Raw genomic sequence first — 21,988 nt, 5'->3', positions numbered from 1 at the left:
GCGCTGCCTCAAACGCCGCCTGGCGCGCGTCGTCTTCACCCGACTGCGAGCCGACCACCACCCCCACCCCGCACTGCAAACAGCTGCCTAAACCTGCTCCTTGACATAGGAGCAACGCACGCTCGCGCCAGGGTAGACTCGGGTCCGCGTCGCACTCGGGCGGGAGAGTCCCGTGGCTGCCAGTCACGGGCGCCGAAGGAGCAACACCTCTCCGTCAACCTCTCAGGCACCCGGACCGCGCGGGTTAACGACGCCTCTGGAAAGCGGTGGTGACACACCCGCCGATGGGGAAAGGCGTTCGCGCCGAATCTCTCAGGCGCCCGGGCCCGGGTGAAGACAGAGGGAGAGGGCCGCTTAGTCCTCTGCCTTTGCCGTCGACACCAGGAGCCCGCCCCGTGCCCGACCAACCTACCTTCGCAGCGCGCCACATCGGCCCGGACGCCCAGGCCGTCGCCGCCATGCTCGCCGTCATCGGCGTCGACTCGCTCGACGAGCTCGCGGCCAAGGCGCTTCCCCACGGCATCCTCGACAGGCTCACCGACACGGGCGCCGCGCCGGGCCTCGACCGCCTGCCCGCGGCCGCCACCGAGGCCGAGGCGCTGGCCGAGCTGCGGGCGCTGGCCGACGCGAACACCGTTGCGGTGTCGATGATCGGGCAGGGCTACTACGACACGCTCACCCCGCCGGTGCTGCTGCGCAACATCCTGGAGAACCCGGCCTGGTACACCGCCTACACGCCCTACCAGCCGGAGATCAGCCAGGGCCGGCTGGAGGCGCTGCTGAACTTCCAGACCATGGTGTCCGACCTGACGGGGCTCGAGGTCGCCAACGCGTCGATGCTCGACGAGGGCACCGCGGCCGCCGAGGCGATGACGCTGATGCATCGCGCGGCCAAGGGGAACTCCAACCGGCTGGCCGTCGACGCCGACGTGTTCGCCCAGACGGCGGCGGTGCTGGCGACGCGCGCGGAGCCGCTCGGCATCGAGATCGTCACCGCCGACCTGCGCGAGGGCCTGCCCGAGGGCGACTTCTTCGGGGTGATCACCCAGCTGCCGGGGGCCAGCGGCCGGATCACCGACTGGGCCGGACTGGTAACGCAGGCTCACGACCGCGGCGCGCTGGTGGCCGTCGGCGCCGACCTGCTGGCGCTGACACTGGTCACCCCGCCCGGCGAGATCGGCGCGGACGTCGCGTTCGGCACCACCCAGAGGTTCGGTGTCCCAATGGGATTCGGCGGACCCCACGCGGGTTACCTCGCGGTGCACGCCAAGCACGCGCGTCAGCTGCCGGGCCGGCTCGTCGGGGTCTCGATGGACGCCGACGGCTCACCCGCCTACCGGCTGGCGCTGCAGACCCGTGAGCAGCACATCCGCCGCGACAAGGCGACCAGCAACATCTGCACCGCGCAGGTGCTGCTGGCGGTGATGGCCGCCATGTACGCCAGCTACCACGGCGCCGAGGGGCTGACGGGGATCGCCCGCCGCGTCCACGGGCACGCCGAAACCATCGCGGGCGCGCTGGGCGACGCGCTGGTGCACGACACCTTCTTCGACACCGTGCTGGCTCGCGTCCCGGGCCGGGCCGACGAGATCGTCGCGGCGGCCAAGGCGCAGGGGGTCAACGTCTGGCGCGTCGACGCCGACCACGTGTCGGTGGCGTGCGACGAGGTCACCACCGACGCCCACGTCGCAATCGTGCTCGACGCGTTCGGGGTCACGGCCACGGATCGGGCGACCGTCGACATCGCCACGCGCACGTCGGAGTTCCTGACCCATCCCGCGTTCACGCAGTACCGCACCGAGACCGCGATGATGCGCTACCTGCGGACGTTGGCGGACAAGGATGTGGCGTTGGACCGCAGCATGATTCCGCTCGGCTCGTGCACGATGAAGCTCAACGCCGCCGCCGAGATGGAGCCGATCACCTGGCCGGAATTCGGGCGGCAGCACCCGTTCGCGCCGGCGTCCGACACCCCGGGCCTGCGCCGGCTGATCGCCGACCTGGAGCGCTGGCTGGTCGACATCACCGGCTATGACGCGGTCTCGCTGCAACCCAACGCCGGATCGCAGGGAGAGTACGCCGGGCTGTTGGCCATCCACGACTACCACGCCAGCCGGGGCGAGCCGCACCGCGACATCTGCCTGATCCCGTCCAGCGCGCACGGCACCAACGCGGCGTCGGCCGCACTGGCCGGCATGCGGGTGGTCGTGGTGGCCTGCCACGAGAACGGCGACGTCGACCTCGACGACCTGCGCGCCAAGGTGACCGAGCACGGCGAGCGGCTGTCGACGCTGATGATCACCTACCCGTCCACGCACGGCGTGTACGAGCACGACATCGCCGAGATCTGCGCGGCCGTGCACGACGCCGGCGGCCAGGTGTACGTCGACGGCGCCAACCTGAACGCGCTCGTCGGGCTGGCCCGCCCCGGGAAGTTCGGCGGCGACGTCAGCCACCTCAACCTGCACAAGACGTTCTGCATCCCGCACGGCGGCGGGGGCCCGGGCGTCGGGCCGGTGGCGGTGCGTTCGCATCTGGCGCCGTTCCTGCCCGGCCACCCGCACGCGCCGGAGTTGCCGACGGGGCACCCGGTGTCGTCGGCGCCGTACGGGTCGGCGTCGATCCTGCCGATCAGCTGGGCCTACATCCGGATGATGGGCGCGGACGGGCTCCGGGCGGCGTCGCTGACGGCGATCGCCTCGGCCAACTACATCGCCCGGCGCCTCGACGAATACTTCCCCGTGCTCTACACCGGCGAGAACGGCATGGTCGCCCACGAGTGCATCCTGGACCTGCGGGGCATCACCAAGGCGACCGGGGTGACCGTCGACGACGTGGCAAAGAGGTTGGCGGACTTCGGTTTTCACGCGCCGACGATGAGCTTCCCGGTGGCCGGGACGCTCATGGTCGAGCCGACCGAGAGCGAAACCCTGACCGAGGTCGACGCGTTCTGCGAGGCCATGATCGCAATCCGGCGCGAGATCGACCGCGTCGGCGCGGGGGAGTGGCCGGTCGAGGACAACCCGCTGCGGGGCGCGCCCCACACGGCCGACTGCCTGCTCGTCGCGGACTGGGATCACCCGTACACCCGCGAGGAGGCGGCCTACCCGCTGGGCAAGGGCTTCCGCCCCAAGGTGTGGCCGCCCGTGCGCCGCATCGACGGCGCGTACGGCGACCGGCACCTGGTGTGCTCGTGCCCGCCGGTGGAGGCGTTCGCCTAGCCGAAGCGCTCGGCGATGGCGCCGGCGATCTCGTCCGGCGCGTCCTCCTGGATGAAGTGCTTCGCGCCGGGCAGTTCGACCACGACGTGGTCGGGGAAGGCCGCGCGCATGTGCGGCAGCGTCGGGCCCGGCCGGAACGCGAAATCCTTCATGCCCCAGACGAACAGCGCCGGCTTGGCCCCGAGCCGCGCCGGCACCTCGTCGGCCAGCCGGGCCAGCAGCGGGTGGGCGGCCATGATCTGCTTGGGCATCTCCGCGACGCCCTTGCGGGCCTCGGCGCTGGGCTGCACGGCCCGGTAGTGCTCCATCACCTCGGGGCTGGGCCGGCGGGCGGTGCCCGCGGGCACCAGCCGCTCGACGAAGAAGTTCCGGTGCAGGATCGCGTATTGCAGTGGCGGGCTGGACATCACCCAGCTGAACATCTTGGTGCTGAGCACGTCGGTCGGCCAGAACCAGGTGTTGCCCAGCACGACGCCGCGCACGCGGTCGGCGCGCTGAACCGCGACCGCCATGCTGATGGGGCCACCCCAGTCCTGCCCCATGGTCAGGAATTCGTCGACCCCCAGGTGGTCGACGAATTCGCCGACCACGCGCGCGTGCTCCTCGATCGTGTAGCCGAATCCCGACGGCCGGTCCGACAGCCCGAACCCCAGGTAATCCATTGCGATGCAACGGAACCGGTCGCGCAGCGCCAGGATGATGTTGCGGTACAGGAAGCTCCACGTCGGGTTCCCGTGATAGAGCAGCAGCGGCGGACCGTCACCCTCGTCGACGTAGTGGATGCGTCCCCGCGAGCTGTCGAACCAGCGGGACTCGAACGGGTACAGCGCCGGGTCCGGGGTGAAGTCGATCCGCATGACGGCTGACCTCTCAGCTCAGGTAGGTGTTGATCGCCGCGGCGAGCTCGGGGGAGGCCGACGTGGCGAGGTTCTGGTATCCGCCGCCGCTGAGCTGCGCGACGGCCTCCCACGTCGCCCGGTCGGGGTCGGCGCCGAAGTCGATGACGTTGACGGCGATCGGCTTGCCCGGGTCGGCGCTCTTGCGGATGAAGTCCTGCAGCCCCGGCCCGTCCAGGGTCTGGTCGGTGTGCGGCCCGGCGGTTATCACCAGGATCGAGTTCGTCTGACCCGCACGATAATTCGTCTGCACATCCTGGTAGAGCAGGCGCAGCGTGGTGAACGAAACGGCCCCGCCGGCCGACGAGTACTGTTTGTCGAGCGCGGTCGCCAGCGCGGCCGACCGCGGCGGGCCGCCGGCGGGACCGACCGGGTCGGCCAGCGGGCCGCCGGGGACCTCCGAGCGGCCCTCGTGCCCGTCGAACGTCCACAGCCCGACGATCGCGGTGGGGGGCAGGGCCTTGATCTTGTCCTGAAGCGCGGCAATGACGTTCGCGAGCCGCGTCTTGCCGCCGTCGTCGCCCGGCATCGACTGGTCGAGCATGATCGTCGCGGCCAACCCGCTCGCCGGGGCGGACATCGCCTCGGCCAGGGTCGCGCGCGTCGCGTCGTCGCCCACCGACAGCGTGGCGGGCAGCGCCGGGAAGTTGGTGACGGGGCTGCTGGGCGGCTGCAACCCGTTCACCCGGAAGCCCGCCTTGGCCAGCTTGTCGAGCTGTTCGGGCTTGCGCAGGAACCGCGCGAACTCGCTGGCCGCCGACGTCTGCTCCGGCGTCAGCCACGAGCCGGCGAGCAGCACGGTCGGGTAGTCGGCGACGGGCGCCGGCCCCGCCGGCAGCCAGGAAGCCAGCGCGGACTTCGCGTCCGGCACCGACTGACCCCGCTGGAACAGCTGCTGCTCGGTGGTGACCACCGCGTGCACCGGCGCGGCGGCCGGGTCACCGGGTTTGAGGAGCGCGTTCATGGCCTCGTTGAGCGAGCCGTCCGCCAGCTTCGGCTGCGCGCCGAGCAGCGTCCGCACCGCGCCGACGCCCTGCGTCGGGGGCGCGCCCGCGGGCACCGAGGCGGACGCGACCGCCTCGCCGGCGAGCAGCGCCGCGTCGCCGTTGCCCGCCATCGGCACGGCCAGCCGCAGGGAGCCCCAGGTCGGCAGGTTCAGCGGCGCCAGGGCGGTCGGGTTCGTCTGCAGGCCCGGCAGCGCGGCCCAGTTCTGGTTGCCCAGGGCCTGCCGCAGCTCGGGCCGGACCGCGAGCACCACCGGCGAGCTCACCAGCGACCGGCTGTCGGTGATGGTCTTCTGGCCGGACGCGGCCGAGAGCCGCGCCGCGGAGATCGAGCTGCCCGGGATCCACAGGGCCGGCTGGCCGCCGAGGTCGGCGGGCCACTTGCCGATGAAGCCGCCCAGGACCGCGTCGGAACCGGCCGGCTTGACCCCGACCACCATGCAGTGGTCGCCGACCGGGCCCTCCGACGAATTGAAGCTCTCGGCCAGCTGCTGCACCGGCCCGGCGATCGACGGGGCGGCGACGACGGCGACCGGCTCCTTGCCCCCGGCGCACCGCTCCGCCGCCTGGTGGGAGCGGTGCGACAGCGCGTCGCCGAAGAAGCTCCACAGGATCACGGCACCGACCACCACGACGACGGCGACGAGGGCGACGATCACGCCGATGCTCACGCCGCGACGGCCGCCCTCGCTGCGGTGACCGCCCCGCCAGTCGGCGAGCCCCCGGTGCCCGGCACGGCGGAACAGCGACGGCGGGGACGTCGGCGGTTCGGCGGCCGCGTCCCCCGCCGCCCGCGGGGGAAACTCGGGGTAGTCGTCGGCCGTGTCACTCGCGAAGGCGTCGGCGGGGTAGCGGTCCTCGTCGGGTTCCCGGCCGGCGTCGTCGACGTCGTGGCCGGCGTCTTCCGCGCTGCCCGTCTCCGCGGGTTCCTCGGCGGGCTCGTGGGGTCGGTTGGTGGAGTCCTCAGGGTCGGGCAAACTGTGCCTACCCATAGTGGTGCCCGCCGCCTTTCCGTCGATCCCTCACGCGTTCGTCCCCAAACCCGGCGCTGATTCTAGTCACCGGCGCATCACCGCAGGTGGTGCCGGTCAGGCACCGCCGCCGGCGCGTGCCTTGAACTCGCGGCGGCGCCGATGCAGGATCGGCTCGGTGTAGCCGTTGGGCTGCTGCCCACCGGACAGGATCAGCTCCTGGGCCGCCTGGAAGGCGACGTTGTCGTCGAAGTCCGGGGCCATCGGCCGGTACTTCGCGTCGCCGGCATTCTGCTGGTCGACCTTGGGAGCCATCCGCCGCAGACTCGCCCGCACGTCCTCCTCGGTGATCACCCCGTGCTTCAGCCAGTTCGCCAGCAGCTGGCTGGAGATCCGCAGGGTGGCGCGGTCCTCCATCAGCGCGACGTCGTGGATGTCGGGCACCTTGGAGGAGCCGACGCCCTGGTCGATCCAGCGCACCACGTAACCGAGGATCGACTGGCAGTTGTTGTCGACCTCCTCGCGGATCTCCTCCGGCGCCCAGGCCAGCTCCTTGGCCAGCGGGATGGTCAGGAGTTGCTCGATGCTGGCCCGCCGCTTGCCGGCCAGCCCCTTCTGCACCTCGAAGACGTCGACCTTGTGGTAGTGCATCGCGTGCAGGGTCGCGGCGGTCGGGGACGGCACCCACGCGGTGCTGGCCCCGGCCTTCGGCTGGCCGATCTTCTGCTCGACCATGTCGGCCATCAGGTCGGTCATCGCCCACATGCCCTTGCCGATCTGGGCATGACCGGCGAAGCCGGTGGCCAGCCCGACGTCGACGTTGTTGTCCTCGTAGGCCAGAATCCACGGCTGGCTCTTCATCGTGCCCTTGCGCACCATCGGGCCGGCCTCCATCGAGGTGTGGATCTCGTCGCCCGTGCGGTCCAGGAACCCGGTGTTGATGAAGACGATCCGGTCGGCGGCGGCCTTGACGCACGCCTTGAGGTTGACCGTCGTGCGCCGCTCCTCGTCCATGACGCCGACCTTGAGGGTGGTCTGCGGCAGGCCGAGGACGTCCTCGACGCGGCTGAACAGCTCGGTGGTGAAGGCGACCTCGTCGGGGCCGTGCATCTTCGGCTTGACGATGTAGATGGACCCTGTGCGGCTGTTGGCCAGGGGTCCGTTGGCGTCGGACTCCTTGAGCCCGTGGATCGCGCAGACGCCCGTGAACAGCGCGTCCATGATGCCCTCGAAGACCTCGTTGCCGTCGGCGTCGACGATGGCGTCGTTCGTCATGAGGTGCCCGACGTTGCGCACGAACAGCAGCGCGCGTCCGGGCAGCACCAACTCGCCGCCATCGGGGGTGGTGTAGCGGCGGTCCTGGTTGGGCACGCGGGTGAACGTCTTGCCGTCCTTGTCGACCTCGGCGGCGAGGTCGCCCCGCATCAGGCCCAGCCAGTTGCGGTAGGCGGCGGTCTTGTCGTCGGCGTCGAGGGCGGCCACCGCGTCCTCGAAGTCGATGATCGTGGTGACCGCGGACTCCAGGACGACGTCCTTGATGCCGGCGCGGTCGGTCTTGCCGATCGGCGACTCCGGGTCGACGAGGATCTCGACGTGCAGGCCGTTGTTGATCAGCAGCACCGACCAGCTCGGCGAGCCCAGCTCCCCGGTGTAGCCGACGAACTTCTCCGGGCTGGCCAGCCCCACCGACCCGTCGCCGGTCGCGACCCGCAGTTGGCCCTCCTCGAGGCTGAGCCCGGTGGCGTCGGCCCACGAGCCGGACTCCAGCGGCACCGCCTCGTCCAGGAACGCGCGGGCGTAGGCGATCACCTTGTCGCCGCGGACCTTGTTGTAGCTGTCGCCCTGCTCGGCGCCGTCGGTCTCCGGGATGACGTCGGTGCCGTACAGCGCGTCGTACAGCGAACCCCAGCGGGCGTTGGCCGCGTTGAGCGCGAACCGCGCGTTGGTCACCGGCACCACGAGCTGCGGGCCGGCCGTCGTGGTGATCTCGGGATCGACGCCGGACGTGGTGATCGTGAAGTCGTCGGGCTCGGGGAGCAGGTACCCGATCTCGGTGAGGAATTGCCGGTAGGCCTCGGCGTCGATCGGCTCGATCACCCGCTGGCGGTGCCACTTGTCGATCTGCGCCTGCAGCTCGTCGCGGCGCGCCAGCAGTTCCTGGTTCTTGGGCGTGAGGTCGGCGACGACTTTGTCGACGCCCGACCAGAAGCTGTCGGGGTCGATGTCGGTGCCGGGCAGGGCCTCGTTGTTCACGAAGTCGTAGAGCACCCGGGCGACCCGCAAGTTCCCCACCGACACGCGATCAGTCATCTTTCTCCTCCAACATGGGCCGCTGTCCTCCACGTGGGCCGGGCAGCACGGCTCCGCCTTTCAAGGCCTTCCTAAGACCTTCCAAGAGCCCGTTCACGGGCATCGTCGTCAGCCTACCGACCGGCAACCCGGCGATCGTCATCCGGCCGCACCGCAAGGGCAGGTCAGACGGCGTTCCAGCGCAGGCATCGGGTCCCGGCCCATTCTCGACCGGGAGCCGTCGGGAATCATACGGCCTGCACGCCGGATGGCGGTCGCGCGCCGCCTACTGCGCCTCGCGCATGGTGCCGACGAGGTCCTCGACCAGATCCTCCATCGCCACCATGGCCACGACCGCGCCGGATCCCGCGCCGTCGGTCACCAGGGCGAGGTGGCTGTTGCTGCGCCGCATCCGGGAGAGGGCGTCGGCGAGCGGCAGCGATGCGGGAACCCGGGGCAGCGGGCGCACCAGCGCCGGGTCGAGCACCGTCCGCGGGTCGTCGACCAGCGTCAGCACGTCCTTGATGTGCAGATAGCCGACGAACCGGCCGTCGACGTCGGCCACCGGGAATCGGGAGTAGCCGGTCTGGGCGAGGGCCTGCTCGACGGCCGCGACCGTCGGCCCGGACCCGGGCGCGGCCACGGGGATCGCGTGGACGTCGGCGAGGGGCACCGCCACGTCGCCGACCACGCGGGTCCGCAGCTGCAGCGCCCGGGTGAGCCGGCTGTGCTCCTCCGGGTCCAGCAGACCCTCGGACCGGGATTCGGCGATCATCTGGCTCAGCTCGGCGGCCGAGACGGTGATGTCCAGCTCGTCCTTGGGCTCGACGCCCACCGCGCGCAGCACGAGGCTGGCGCACTTGTTGTAGAAGACGATGAAGGGCCGGGCGGCGCGCACGTAGACCAGGTAGGGCGGGACCAGCAGCATGGCCGTGCGTTCCGGGCCGGCCAGCGCGATGTTCTTCGGCACCATCTCGCCCAGCAGCACGTGCAGCGTCACCACGATCGCCAGCGCGATCGCGAACGACAGCGTGTGCAGCAGCGCCGTGGGGATGCCGGTCAGGCCCAGCGCCGAGCGCAGGGCGTCGGCGACCGCGGCCTCGCCGACGCGCCCGAGCAGCAGCGAGGCGACGGTGACGCCCAGTTGCGAGCCGGCCAGCATGGACGGCAGCTGCTCGCCGGCGCGGATCACGGTGACGGCCCGGGCCTTGCCCTGCTCGGCCAGCGCCTCGAGGCGGTCGCGCCTGGCCGAGATCAGGGAGAACTCGGCGCCGACGAAGAACGCGTTGACGCCGATCAGCGCGAGGGCGAGCAGGATTCCGAGGGCTTGGTTCATGCGGGGCTTTCCGGTGCCGCGGGCGCGTGGTCGGGCTGGCCCCCGCCGTCGAGCTCGGTCAGCTGCAGCAGGTCGATCCGGCGGCCGTCCATCTTCACCACCCGCGCCTGCCAGTGCAGCGAGGTGTCCAGCAGGCCGTCGGAGTCCAGCGCGGGCAGCCGCACGGTCTCGCCGGCCGCCGGGATGTGGCCGATCTCGCGCAGCACCAGCCCGCCGATCGTCTCGTACGGCCCCTCCGGCGCCCGGTAGCCGGTGGCGGCGGCCACCTCGTCGATGCGCAGCAGGCCCGAGACCCGCCAGCCGCCGCCGGCGACGACCACGTCGGGGGTGGCGTCGTCGTGCTCGTCGCGGACGTCGCCGACGATCTCCTCGATCAGGTCCTCGACGGTCACCATGCCGGCCGTGCCGCCGTACTCGTCGACGACCATCGCGGTCTGCAGCGGGTTGGCGCGGATCTCGGCCATGACCGCGTCGCCGTCCAGCGTGGAGGGCACGACGGGAACCGGCTGCGCGACCGTGGTGAGCCGCGTGCGCGCCCGCTCGGCGCGCGGGATCGTGAACACCTGCTTGACGTGCACGATGCCGACGGTCTCGTCGAGATCGCCGTCGACGACGGGGAAGCGGGAGAAGCCCGACTCGGCGGCCGCGGCCACCAGGTCGGCCACCGTGTCGTCGGTCTGCAGCGCCACGATCTTGGACCGCGGGGTCATCAGCTCTTCGGCCGTCAGGTCACCGAACTGCAGCGAGCGCCGCACCAGCGCGGCGGTGGCGGCGTCCAGCGCCCCGCTGCGGGCCGAGTAGCGCACCAGCGAAAGCAGTTCCTGCGGCGAGCGGGCCGACCGCAGCTCTTCGGCCGGTTCGATGCCCAGCTCCCGGACGATCCAGTTCGCCACGCCGTTGGTCAGGCGGATCGCCGGGGTGAGCAGCAGCGAGAACAACAGCTGGAAGCCGGCCACCGCCCGCGCGGTCGACACGGGACGCGCCACCGCGAGGTACTTCGGGACCAGCTCGCCGAACACCATCGACACCGAGGTCACCACCAGCAGCACCAGGAACGCCATGATGCCGTCGGCCACGCTGTCGGGCACGCCGATGGCGTCCAGCCAGGGGTGCGGCAGGTCGGCCACCATCGGGTCGGTGAGGTAGCCGGTGGCCAGCGTCGTCGTCGAGATGCCGAGCTGGGCGCCCGACAGCTGGAACGACAGCCGCTGCTGCGCGCGCTGGACCAGGCGATCGCGGCGGCCGCCCTTGCGGGCGTTGGCGTCCACGATGCCGCGGTCCGCCGCGGTCAGCGAGAACTCGGCCGCGACGAACACGCCGTTGCCGAAGATGAGCACGGCGATGGCGATGACGCTCGCCACGGTCACGGTCATGTTCATGAGGGGCCCGGCGGCCCGGGACACGCGGGTGGCCGCGCGGTGCGGAAGACGCCGGACGGCATGGCGGCCTCGACGCGTGCCTGCGGCACGTCAGCCCTTTCCCTCGATGCCGCGCAGCGCTTTGCTGCGCATGAATTCACATGCTAGCCAACGCCGGCGGTGCGGCCGGTACGGTCACCGGCGCTGCGCGCCTCACCAGCCCAGGGGCAGCGGGTGGCCCTCGGCGAAGCCGGCCGGAGACTGCACGCCGACGACGGCGCGCTCGTGCAGCTCGGACAGCGTGGAGGCGCCGACGTAGGTGCACGTGCTGCGCACGCCCGCGGTGATGTGGTCGAGCAGGTCCTCGACGCCGCCACGGTCGGGGTCCAGGTCCATCCGCGACGTCGAGATGCCCTCCTCGAACAGCGCCTTGCGGGCGCGGTCGAATGCGGTCTCGGCGCCCGCGCGGGCGACGACGGCCCGCTTGGACGCCATGCCGTAGCTCTCCTTGAACGGCCGGTTGTCGCGGTCGCGCATCAGGTCCCCGGGCGACTCGTAGGTGCCGGCGAACCACGAGCCGATCATCACGTTCGACGCCCCGGCGGCCAGGGCCAGCGCCACGTCGCGCGGGTGCCGGACTCCGCCGTCGGCCCACACGTGCCCGCCGAGTTCCCTTGCGGCCGTCGCGCATTCGAGGACGGCGGAGAACTGCGGGCGGCCCACGCCGGTCATCATTCGGGTGGTGCACATCGCGCCCGGGCCAACGCCGACCTTGACGATGTCGGCCCCGGCGCCCAGCAGGTCGCGGGTGCCCTCGGCCGAGACCACGTTGCCCGCCACCAGCGGCACACCGAGGTCCAGGGACGCCACGGCCCGGATCGCGTCCAGCGTCTTCTCCTGGTGCCCGTGGGCGGTGTCGATGACCAGCACGTCGGCTCCGGCCTCGGCCAGCGACCGGGCCCGCGCGCCGACGCCGCCGTTGATGCCGACGGCCGCGCCGATGCGCAGCCGGCCGCGCGCGTCGGTGGCCGGGGTGTACAGCCCCGCCCGGATGGCGCCGGTGCGGGTCAGCACCCCGGCCAGCGTGCCGTCGGCGTGGGTCACCACCGCGACCCCGATGTGGGCGTGCTCGAGCAGGTCGAAGATCTTGCGCGGCTCCGCGCCCGCGGGGGCCGTCACGAAGTCGGTCACGGCGACGTCGCGCACCCGGGTGAAGCGGTCGACCCCCTGGCAGGCCGCCTCGCTCACCAGCCCGATCGGGCGGCCCTCGAAGGCCACGACGGCGTGCCCGTGGGCGCGCTTGTGGATCAGCGCCGTGGCGTCGGACACCGAGTCGTCGGGCCCCAGCACCACCGGGGTGTCGAGCACCAGATCGCGGCTCTTGACGAACTCGACCGTCTGCTGCACCGCCGTGATCGGCAGGTCCTGCGGCAGAATGACGATCCCGCCGCGCCGTGCCACGGTCTCGGCCATCCGCCGTCCGGCCACCGCCGTCATGTTGGCGACCACCACCGGGATCGTGGTTCCCGAGCCGTCGGTGGTGGCCAGGTCGACGTCGAAGCGGGAGGCGACGTCCGACCGGTTGGGCATGACGAAGACGTCGTTGTAGGTCAGGTCATGCGCGGGCCGATGCCCGTCCAGAAATCTCATCGCAGTGCGTGTACCCCGTTATGCCTACGCGGGCACTTCGCTGCGGTCACCGCTCCACAGGGTGTGGAAGCGCTTGTCCGGGTCGTCGTCGATGCGCCCGTAGGTGTGGGCGCCGAAGAAGTCCCGCAGGCCCTGGGTGAGCGCGGCGGGCAGCCGCTCGGTGCGCAGCGCGTCGTAGTAGGACAGCGCCGAGGAGAACCCGGGGATCGGGATGCCCAGCTGCGTCGCCGTCACCACCACGCGGCGCCAGCCGTCGATCGCGGCCTCGATCGCGGCGCGGAAGTACGGCGCGACGATCAGCGTGGGCAGGTCGGCGTCCTCGTCGAACGCCTCCTTGATGCGGTTGAGGAACTTCGCGCGGATGATGCAGCCGCCGCGCCAGATGGTGGCGAGGTCGCCGGGGGTGATGCCCCAGTCGTACTCGGCGCTGCCGGCCTGGATCTGGTTGAAGCCCTGCGCGTAGGCGATGATCTTCGACGCGTACAGGGCCTGGCGGACGTCCTCGATGAATTGTGTTGCGTCGGTTGGCTTCTCGCCGAGTTGACCCGAGGCCAGGCCGGTGGTGGCCTTGCGCTGGGTCACCGAACCGGACAGGGCGCGGGCGAAGACGGCCTCCGCGATGCCGGTGACCGGGACCCCGAGGTCCAGCGCCGACTTCACCGTCCAGCGGCCCGTGCCCTTCTGCTCTGCCTCGTCGAGGATGACGTCCACCAGCGGCTTGCCCGTCTTGGCGTCGTTCTGGCGCAACACCTTCGCGGTGATCTCCACCAAGAAGCTGTCCAGGTCGCCCTTGTTCCACTCGTCGAACACGTCGGCGATCTCCCCGGCGGTCTTGCCCAGGCCGTCGCGCAGCAGCTGGTAGGCCTCGCCGATGAGCTGCATGTCGGAGTACTCGATGCCGTTGTGCACCATCTTGACGAAGTGCCCGGCGCCGTCGGGGCCGATGTGGGTGCAGCACGGCACCCCGTCGACGTGCGCGGAGATCTCCTCGAGCAGCGGGCCGAGCGACGTGTAGGACTCGGCCGGCCCGCCGGGCATGATCGAGGGGCCGTTGAGCGCGCCCTCCTCGCCGCCGGAGATGCCGGCGCCGACGAAGTGCAGGCCCCGCTCCCGCATGGCCTTCTCGCGACGGATCGTGTCGGTGTAGAGCGCGTTGCCGCCGTCGATGATGATGTCGCCTTCCTCCATGGCGTCGGCGAGCTCGTTGATGACGGCGTCCGTGGGGTCGCCGGCCTTGACCATGATCAGCACCCGGCGCGGCTTTTCGAGCGCGTCGAGGAACTCGGCGATGGACTCCGAGCGCACGAAGTTGCCCTCGTCGCCGTGCTCTTTGAGCAGGGCGTCGGTCTTGGCGACCGACCGGTTGTGCAGCGCCACCGTGTAGCCGTGGTGGGCGAAGTTGCGGGCGATGTTCGAACCCATGACGGCCAGGCCGGTCACGCCGATCTGCGCGGTGCCGGTGGTGGAATTCGACGAACCCATGGTGACGCCTCTCTGAGTCTGGAGAACGGTGAAGGAAGCCTGCCAGAGCAATCCGACCACACTGTGGCACAGGGATTACCGGCGGACTAATCGTCCTCCATCCGGGGTGGACTCGCGCGTCAGAGGTTGAACAGGCGCCGCAGCTCGGTCAGCCACGGCACGGCCAGCGCGACGGTGGGGATGACGAAGACGGCCGCGGCGGTCGCGTAGGCGGCCGTCGCCAGCAGCAGGCTGTTGCCCCGCCCGCCCAGCCGGCGCACCCGCACCACCGTGCTGGGGCCGCCGACGGCCAGTGCGCCGGACGGCGCGCGCCCGGCCGCGCACGCGACCAGCGCGCGGGCCAGGGGAGTGCGCCCCGCCGCCCGCACGGCCGCGTCGTCGGCGAGGAGCTCGACCAGCAACTGCACCGCGCGCAGCGCGTTCGAGCTGCGCACGAGCCGGGGGAACGCGGCGTGCACCGCGGTGAACGCTTCGAGGACCAGGTCGTGCCGGGCGCGCAGGTGGGCCCGCTCGTGGGTGAGAATGGCCGCGACCTCGTCGTCGGCCAGCGTGTTCAGGGCGCCTTCGCTGACGACCACGCGGCTGCGCACGCCGGGCAGGCAGTAGGCCAGCGGCTGCGGGACGTCCAGGACGCGCAGGTCACGAGTCCGCGCGCACGGCCGGGGGAGCGCCGCGTCGTGCCCGACGCCGACGAGGTCGACGACCATGCGGTGGTGGGCCCGCCGGCGCCGGTTGGCGATCGCGACGCGCAGCACCGAGACCATCAGCCGGACGCCGACCAGCACGGTCAGGGCGAAGACGGCGATGTAGGCGGTCCACAGCGGCCAGCCGAGCCGGCCCTCGGCCCCGATGATGCTCGCCGTCGGGCGCCCGTCGGGGCCGGGCAGGAGCAACCGGGTGGCTATCGCGATGCCGGCGCTGAAGGCGGAGAGGACCGCGGCCAGGGCGATGGCCTGCCAGAGCACGACCGCCGCCCGCGGTGCGCGCAGCGGCCAGTTCGCGCGGGCCAACAGGGCCGGCGCCGGGCCGGCAAGCAGCACCGCGAGGAGGGTGAAGGCCGCCGCGGACACGCTGCCAGTCTCCCTCAGTCCTCCGCTCGCGCGCCAGCAGGCGCCGGGGAATTGCGTTGATTGGCTTCCAGATCGGCCAGCGCCCGGCGCAGCGCGGCGGCCTCGTCGGCGCCGACGCGTTCGACGAAGTGCACCAGGGCGGCCTGCCGGCTGCCGGAGTCCTCGGCCTGGGCCAGGGCGTCGACCATCAAACCGGCGACCAGTTCGTCACGGCCGTGCACCGGCGCGTAGCGGTGGGCCCGGTCGTCGCGCAGCTGGGACACCAGGTTCTTCTTGGCGAGCCGCTGCAGCACCGTCATCACGGTCGTGTAGGCCAGGTCGCGCCGCGCGGACAGCGCTTCGTGGACCTGGCGAACCGTCTGGGGCTCCGGCGTGGACCACAGATGGTCCATCACCGCGCGTTCCAGATCTCCGAGCCGCGTCAGCTTGGCCATAGTTCCCATCTCCTGAGCGTCGAGACAAGCGTACTCCGGCTTACTACCGATCGTCGTACCTGACATACAACGAAGCGGGCCGCGGCGGAGTTCCGGCGGACGCTTGCCATGTTAGGGCAGCCTTGCCTATTCTGATCGCGTCGAGAACGACGACCGCGGAGCGTCCTGAGGGCTGCAGCGACCCCCGGTCACCTCGACGGCGAGCCCCGCGCCGACGTGCGCGGGGCTCGCCCGTTTTCGGCCACCCCTTCCGGCGGGGTGCGTCCGCCGACACGTGCGCCTGGGGGTTGCGCCGTCGGCGTGTCTTATGCGTGGCGCACGTGTCGGCGCATCCCGGCGGTGGGCGCCCGTGCGCTCGGACCATCGTGTAGACACAGGGACGTGCCAACGCCGGACGCCATCCTGCCGCCGAATTTCACCGCGCCGTTCGACACCGAGCTGGGGCTGCGGTTCACCGAGCTCGGCCCCGACGGCGCGCGCGCCGAGCTCGAGGTCACGCCGAAGCTGCTGCAGCCGATGGGCCTGGTGCACGGCGGGGTCTACTGCTCGATGATCGAGAGCATGGCCAGCGTCTCGGCCTATACCTGGCTGAACGCGCGCGGGGACGGCGGCAACGTGGTGGGCGTCAACAACAACACCGACTTCCTGCGGTCGATCGGCTCGGGAATGGTGTACGGCAGCACCGAGCCGATCCATCGCGGCCGGCGCCAGCAATTGTGGCTGGTCACCATCACCGACGGCGACGATCGGGTGATCGCCCGCGGACAGGTGCGGTTACAGAACCTCGAGGCGTAGCGGGCGGCGCGCCGGGACGCCGTCCGACGGCGTCGGCCCGCGCGCCATAGTCAGCGAATTGCGTTATCCCGCAGCGGATCTCGCCGACCTGGCCGGCGGGGGAACGCTGAGCACGTGGCAGGGCGACCGGCTGGCCGGTTAGCTCGCCCGCCTGGCCGCGGCCGGGCGCCGCGACTCGGCCGCCGACACCGCCAACTGTTCGAGCCGGGTGCGGGCGAACGCCTGCTGCTCTGTGATGGTGAGCTGGCCGCGCCGCGTGCTCAGGAAGGTCACGATCCACGACAGCAGCGTGCTGACCTTGCTCTTGAAGCCGACCAGGTAGACCAGGTGCAGCACCAGCCACGCGAACCAGGCCAGCAGGCCGCTCATCTCGATCGGGCCGATCTTGGCCACCGCGTCGAAGCGCGACACCGTCGCCATCGAACCCTTGTCGAAGAACTCGAAGGGCTCCCGCTCGGCGGGGTTGGCGCCGTGCAGCTCGGCCTTGACGGTGCGGGCGACGTACTTGGCGCCCTGGATCGCGCCCTGCGCGACCCCGGGGACGCCCTCGACGGCCGCCATGTCACCGATCACGAAGACGTTGGGGTGGCCCGGGATCGACAGGTCCGGCAAGACCTTGACCCGCCCGGACCGGTCGAGCTCGACGGCCGACTGGTCGGCGAGATCGGCGCCCAGACCGCTCGCCTTCACCCCGGCCGACCAGACCTTGCAGGCCGACTCGATGCGCCGCGTGGTGCCGTCGGCGTCCTTGACCGTGATGCCGTTGCGGTCGACGTCGGTGACCATCGCGCCGAGCTGGATCTCGACCCCCATCTTCTCCAGCCGCGCGGCCGCCCGGCTGCCGAGCTTCTCGCCGAACGGCGGCAGCACCTGGGGCGCGGCGTCGAGCAGGATCACCCGCGCCTTGGTCGAATCGATGTGCCGGAACGCGCCCTTGAGGGTGTGCTCGGCCATCTCCGCGATCTGCCCGGCCATCTCGACGCCGGTCGGCCCGGCGCCGATGACGGTGAACGTGAGCAGCTTTTCCCGCCGCTCGGGATCGCTGGACCGCTCCGCCTGCTCGAACGCGCTCAGGATGCGGCCGCGCACCTCGAGCGCGTCGTCGATGGACTTCATGCCCGGCGCGAACTCGGCGAATTGGTCGTTGCCGAAGTACGACTGTCCCGCGCCCGCGGCGACAATCAGTGTGTCGTAAGGGGTTTCGTAGGTGTGACCGAGCAACTCGGAGACGACGTACTGCCCGGCCAGGTCGATGTGGGTGACGTCGCCGAGCAACACCTGGGCGTTGCGCTGGCGGCGCAGGATCACGCGGGTCGGCGGGGCGATGTCGCCTTCGGAGACGATCCCGGTGGCCACCTGGTACAGCAGCGGCTGGAACAGGTGGTGGGTGGTTCGCGCGATCAGTTTGATGTCGACGTCGGCGTGCCTGAGTTTCTTTGCCGCGTTCAGCCCGCCGAATCCCGAGCCGATGATCACAACCTGGTGGCGACGTTGCGGTTCGGCTGTCGTTCCTGGCTGGGGGCTCATTGTGGGGCTTCTCCTGACGGGGACTCCGTGGGCGCTTTTCTTTGGTAAGCGTTAGCTACAACGCTACGCACGCGGATACCCCGAAACCTAATTGACGAACGTGTGTTCTTAGCAACACAGTCGCATCAGGCCTGCTGGCGCGGGCGTGATGCTCGTCATGCGACCGGCCGAAGGCCGCGCAGCTCAGGCGAAGTGGGCGAGGGCCCCGTGACTGACGTGCAGCGTCTGCCCGGTGATGTGGCGCGCGGCCGACGTGGTGAGGAACAGCGCCAACCGGGCGACCTCCGCGGCCACCGGCGGCGGGGTGCGCGAGAGTCCCTCGTAACCGGGCTGCACGCTGCGCCCGCTCGCGAGCGCGTTGACCGTGATTCCCCGGGTGCCGTACGCGGCCGCCTGGCCGGCGACCCAGTTCGACAGCGCCGCCTTGATCGCGGCGTCCGGGCTGCCCGCGGGCGGGTTCTCGGTCACCACGCCGATGATCGACCCGCCCGAGCGCAGGTGGTCGCCGACGGCCTGGACCGTCAGCACCGCCGAGAGCAGCGTCGCGTCGAGCGCGGTGCGCCACGCGGTGGCGGTGTCGGACAGGGAGTGGGTCCGCGGGTCGCCGGCGTCCCACGCCGGGGCCGGGACGTTGACGATGGTGTCGAGGTGATGCGGGAAGAGCCCGCGGGCCTCGTCCAGGCTGGCCGGATCGGTGGTGTCGCACACGATCCACTCCGCGTCCAGCTCCTTGGCGGCGATCTCCAGATCACTGCGGCGCGCGCCGACGAGCGTCACCTTGTGACCGTCGTCGCGGAATCGCTCGGCTACCGTCCGCCCCAGATCGGTGTCCCCGCCGGTGACCAGCACCTCCATGCGCGACCTCCTCGTGCTCGCCGCTGAACCCGGAACCCCAACCGGGCCGGTGTTCACCAAATGTTACTGGACGGTAGCTACCTAATGAAATTGCGGACGCCGCGACGCGCGGGGCGAATGCGTAACTATTCGGACGGCATCCGGCGGCGGCTAGTCTGCCTGCATGCGTCGGATGCGGGTGCTGGCCGGTGTGTGCGCGGCGGCCCTGCTGGCCGGTGCCGTGGCCTGCGGGTCGCCAGCGCCGTCCCACACCCCGGCCTCCGCCAAGCTCGTGGTGTTCGCCGCCGCGTCGCTGAAGAGCGCGTTCACCCAGGTCGGCCAGCGGTTCAAGTCCGAAAACCCCGGCCAGGACGTCGATTTCGAGTACGCGGGTTCGTCGGAGCTGGCGATGCAGCTGACCCAGGGCGCCTCGGCCGACGTGTTCGCGTCCGCCGACACCGCGCAGATGGACACCGTCGCCAGGGCCGGGCTGGTGGCCGGCGATCCGCGGAAGTTCGCCTCCAACACCCTGGTCATCGTCACCGCGCCGGGAAACCCGAAGCGCATCGCGTCCTTCGCCGACCTGGCCCGGCCCGGGCTCGGGGTGGTGGTCTGCCAGCAGCCTGTCCCGTGCGGTGCGGCCACCCAGCGGGTCGAGGACAGCGCCGGCGTGCACCTGGCCCCGGTCAGCGAGGAGCCCAACGTCACCGACGCCCTCAACAAGGTCACCAGCGGGCAGGCCGACGCCGCCCTCGTCTACGTCACCGACGCCGTCGGCGCGGGAAGCAAGGTGTCGACCGTCCGCTTCCCCGAGGCCGCCGGCGCGGTGAACGTCTACCCGATCGCGGTGCTGAAGAAGGCGCCGCACCCGGCGCTGGCGCAGAAATTCGTGGGCCTGGTGACCTCCGATACCGGCCAGGCCATTCTGGCCCAGTCCGGTTTCGCCAAGCCCTGACCGACCGTGCACGCGCCGACGGCATTGCCCCGCTGGGTGTACCTCCCGGCCGCGGCGGGGACGGTGTTCGTCGCGCTCCCGCTGGTGGCTATCGCGGCCAAGGTCGACTGGCCGCACTTCTGGGCCCTGATCAGCAGCTCGTCGTCGACGACGGCGTTGCTGCTGAGCCTCAAGACCGCCGCCGCCAGCACCGCCCTGTGTGTGCTTCTGGGCGTGCCGATGGCGCTGGTCCTGGCCCGCAGCACCGCGCGCCCGGTGCGGTGGCTGCGGCCGCTGATCCTGCTGCCTCTCGTCCTGCCGCCGGTGGTGGGCGGGATCGCGCTGCTCTACGCGTTCGGGCGGCTGGGGCTGGTCGGGCGCTACCTGGAGGCGGCCGGCATCAGCATCGCGTTCAGCACCACCGCGGTGGTGCTGGCGCAGACCTTCGTCTCGCTGCCCTTCCTGGTGATCTCCCTGGAGGGCGCCGCCCGCACCGCGGGGGCCGACTTCGAGGTGGTCGCGGCCACGCTGGGGGCGCGGCCCGGGACGGTGTGGTGGCGGGTCACCGTGCCGCTGTTGTTGCCGGGCATCGCCTCGGGGGTGGTGCTGGCCTTCGCCCGCGCGCTGGGGGAATTCGGCGCGACGCTGACCTTCGCGGGGTCGCGGCAGGGCGTGACCCGGACGCTCCCGCTGGAGATCTACCTGCAGCGGGTGAGCGATCCGGACGCGGCGGTCGCGCTGTCGCTGGTCCTGGTGGCCGTGGCGGCGCTGGTGGTGCTGGGAGTGGGGGGTCGGCGGCTCAGCGGGACGGGGACCGCGTGAGCGAGCTGCGGGTGCGGACCGCCGTCGCCGAACGCTCGCTGGACGTGGAGTTCTCGGTGGCGGCCGGCGAGGTTTTGGCCCTCCTGGGACCGAACGGCGCCGGGAAGACGACCGCGCTGCACGTCGTCGCCGGCCTGGTTCGCCCCGACCGGGGCATGGTGCGGTTGGGCGATCGCGTGCTGACCGACACCGCGGCCGGGGTGAACGTGGCGACGCACGACCGCCGGGTGGGGCTGCTGCTGCAGGATCCGCTGCTGTTCCCGCACATGAGCGCGGCCGCCAACGTCGCCTTCGGCCCGCGGGCCCGTCGCGGCCCGCTCCGCGGCCGAGGGCGCGAGCGGGCGGGGGCGCTGCGCTGGTTGCGCGAGGTGGACGCGGAACCCCTGGCCGACCGCAAACCCCGTCAGCTGTCCGGCGGTCAGGCCCAGCGGGTGGCGGTCGCCCGCGCGCTGGCGGCCGAACCCGAGGTGTTGCTGCTCGACGAGCCCCTGACCGGGCTCGACGTGGGTGCGGCCGCGGCCATCCGCGGGGTGGTCCGCGCGGCCGTCGCCCGCACCGGGTGTGCGGTGGTGCTGGTGACCCACGACCTGTCGGACGTGCTGACGCTCGCCGACCGGGTCCTCGTCCTCGAATCCGGGCGCGTCGCCGAGAGCGGCCCGGTTGCCGAGGTGCTCACCGCGCCCCGCAGCCGGTTCGGCGCGCGCATCGCGGGCATCAATCTGGTCACCGGGACCGTCGAGGACGACGGCGCGCTGGTCACCGCCTCCGGGTCGCGCTGGCACGCGGCGCCGGGCGGCGGGTTTTCGCGCGGCGACCGCGCGGTCGCGGTCTTCTCGCCCGCGGCCGTGGCCGTCTACCGGGAACGGCCCCAGGGGAGTCCGCGCAACACCGTCGCGGTGACGGTCGCCGATCTCGATGTCCGCGGGTCCGCGGTCCGGGTGCGCGGCGGCGACCAGCCCGACGGCGCCCCGGGACTGGCCGCCGAGATCACCGTGGACGCGGCGACCGAGCTGCGGCTGGCGGCGGGGGAGAAGGTGTGGTTTTCGGTCAAGGCCCACGAGGTGCGCCTGTACCCGGCGCCCTGAGGCTTGGCGGGCGCCGCCGGTTTCATTGCACATCGGCAACATCCGTAAAACCAGGGCCCATTCGTCCGCAGGGCAACCTTGCGTCACAGCGGTAACGCGGTAGTTTCGTGGCCATGGAGCAGGTGGATCCCAACATCCGTAGTAAGACACCGCGGGTGACGCTCGCTATCGCCGCGGTGACCAGCGCATTCGCCGTCGGTGTCGCGTTACCCGCGAGCGCCTACGCCGATCCGGTGCCGTCGCCGGCGCCGCCGGCCCCGCCGGCCAGTCCCACGTCCCC

Annotated in this window: 16 protein-coding genes and 2 riboswitches; of the genes, 5 read left to right on the top strand and 11 right to left on the bottom strand. The window is 71.7% G+C overall.

Features of this window, described 5'->3' with window-relative positions:
• The first annotated feature begins 150 nt into the window (after positions 1-150).
• Positions 151-248, top strand: a riboswitch (glycine riboswitch).
• Positions 249-348: riboswitch (glycine riboswitch) on the top strand.
• 47 nt (positions 349-395) lie between these two features.
• Complete coding sequence (gene gcvP / locus GPY60_RS23605; protein WP_156690121.1) at positions 396-3,221, top strand: aminomethyl-transferring glycine dehydrogenase; 2,826 nt, start codon at positions 396-398, stop codon at positions 3,219-3,221.
• On the opposite strand, the gene GPY60_RS23600 is transcribed toward gcvP, so the two are convergent.
• From GPY60_RS23600 to GPY60_RS23560, 9 genes are all read right to left on the bottom strand, one after another.
• Positions 3,218-4,078: a haloalkane dehalogenase gene (locus GPY60_RS23600; RefSeq protein WP_156690120.1), complete on the bottom strand. Its 861-nt coding sequence runs from the start codon at positions 4,076-4,078 to the stop codon at positions 3,218-3,220. The two genes, gcvP and GPY60_RS23600, sit on opposite strands and share 4 nt — an antisense overlap.
• Positions 4,079-4,091: 13 nt before the next feature.
• Positions 4,092-6,113, bottom strand: a complete 2,022-nt coding sequence (locus GPY60_RS23595; RefSeq protein ID WP_156690119.1) for a substrate-binding domain-containing protein — start codon at positions 6,111-6,113, stop codon at positions 4,092-4,094.
• 96 nt (positions 6,114-6,209) lie between these two features.
• A complete protein-coding gene (locus tag GPY60_RS23590; protein WP_156690118.1) occupies positions 6,210-8,402 on the bottom strand; it encodes a malate synthase G in 2,193 nt (730 codons plus the stop codon).
• A 265-nt stretch (positions 8,403-8,667) separates the two neighbouring features.
• On the bottom strand, positions 8,668-9,717 hold the full coding sequence (locus GPY60_RS23585) for a hemolysin family protein (RefSeq protein WP_156690117.1): 1,050 nt from the start codon (positions 9,715-9,717) through the stop codon (positions 8,668-8,670).
• On the bottom strand, positions 9,714-11,096 hold the full coding sequence (locus tag GPY60_RS23580; protein WP_156690116.1) for a hemolysin family protein: 1,383 nt from the start codon (positions 11,094-11,096) through the stop codon (positions 9,714-9,716). The genes GPY60_RS23585 and GPY60_RS23580 overlap by 4 nt, the downstream gene beginning before the upstream one ends.
• Positions 11,097-11,288: 192 nt before the next feature.
• Positions 11,289-12,725, bottom strand: coding sequence for a GuaB1 family IMP dehydrogenase-related protein (locus tag GPY60_RS23575; protein ID WP_156690115.1), 1,437 nt, complete (start codon positions 12,723-12,725; stop codon positions 11,289-11,291).
• 24 nt (positions 12,726-12,749) lie between these two features.
• Positions 12,750-14,207: an NADP-dependent phosphogluconate dehydrogenase gene (gene gndA / locus GPY60_RS23570; RefSeq protein WP_156690114.1), complete on the bottom strand. Its 1,458-nt coding sequence runs from the start codon at positions 14,205-14,207 to the stop codon at positions 12,750-12,752.
• Positions 14,208-14,326: 119 nt separating this feature from the next.
• Positions 14,327-15,277: a M56 family metallopeptidase gene (locus GPY60_RS23565; protein WP_156690113.1), complete on the bottom strand. Its 951-nt coding sequence runs from the start codon at positions 15,275-15,277 to the stop codon at positions 14,327-14,329.
• Between the two features lie 14 nt (positions 15,278-15,291).
• A complete protein-coding gene (locus tag GPY60_RS23560) occupies positions 15,292-15,711 on the bottom strand; it encodes a BlaI/MecI/CopY family transcriptional regulator (RefSeq protein WP_156690122.1) in 420 nt (139 codons plus the stop codon).
• A 381-nt stretch (positions 15,712-16,092) separates the two neighbouring features.
• On the opposite strand from GPY60_RS23560, the gene GPY60_RS23555 reads away from it, so the two are divergent.
• Positions 16,093-16,506 (top strand): PaaI family thioesterase, encoded by a 414-nt coding sequence (locus tag GPY60_RS23555; protein WP_156690112.1) that lies wholly within the window; start codon positions 16,093-16,095, stop codon positions 16,504-16,506.
• Positions 16,507-16,644: 138 nt separating this feature from the next.
• Here the strand turns inward: GPY60_RS23555 and GPY60_RS23545 are convergent, their stop codons facing one another.
• Complete coding sequence (locus GPY60_RS23545) at positions 16,645-18,033, bottom strand: NAD(P)/FAD-dependent oxidoreductase (protein ID WP_156690111.1); 1,389 nt, start codon at positions 18,031-18,033, stop codon at positions 16,645-16,647.
• Between the two features lie 183 nt (positions 18,034-18,216).
• Positions 18,217-18,888 (bottom strand): SDR family oxidoreductase, encoded by a 672-nt coding sequence (locus GPY60_RS23540; RefSeq protein WP_156690110.1) that lies wholly within the window; start codon positions 18,886-18,888, stop codon positions 18,217-18,219.
• A 163-nt stretch (positions 18,889-19,051) separates the two neighbouring features.
• On the opposite strand from GPY60_RS23540, the gene modA reads away from it, so the two are divergent.
• From modA to GPY60_RS23525, 3 genes are read left to right on the top strand one after another with little or no spacing between them, the layout of a single operon-like run.
• The gene (gene modA / locus GPY60_RS23535) at positions 19,052-19,822 is read left to right on the top strand and encodes a molybdate ABC transporter substrate-binding protein (protein WP_156690109.1); all 771 of its coding nucleotides are present in this window, start codon (positions 19,052-19,054) and stop codon (positions 19,820-19,822) included.
• A gap of 6 nt (positions 19,823-19,828) precedes the next feature.
• Entirely contained in the window at positions 19,829-20,623 is a 795-nt protein-coding gene (locus GPY60_RS23530; protein ID WP_156690108.1) for an ABC transporter permease, read from the top strand.
• Complete coding sequence (locus GPY60_RS23525; RefSeq protein WP_156690107.1) at positions 20,620-21,708, top strand: sulfate/molybdate ABC transporter ATP-binding protein; 1,089 nt, start codon at positions 20,620-20,622, stop codon at positions 21,706-21,708. The genes GPY60_RS23530 and GPY60_RS23525 overlap by 4 nt, the downstream gene beginning before the upstream one ends.
• Positions 21,709-21,988 lie beyond the last annotated feature (280 nt).

The sequence above is a fragment of the Mycobacterium sp. Marseille-P9652 genome (assembly GCF_902652685.1).
Taxonomy (GTDB): domain Bacteria; phylum Actinomycetota; class Actinomycetes; order Mycobacteriales; family Mycobacteriaceae; genus Mycobacterium.
The sequence above is the reverse complement of the archived record's forward strand: the minus strand, read 5'-3'. Positions and strand labels throughout refer to the sequence as shown.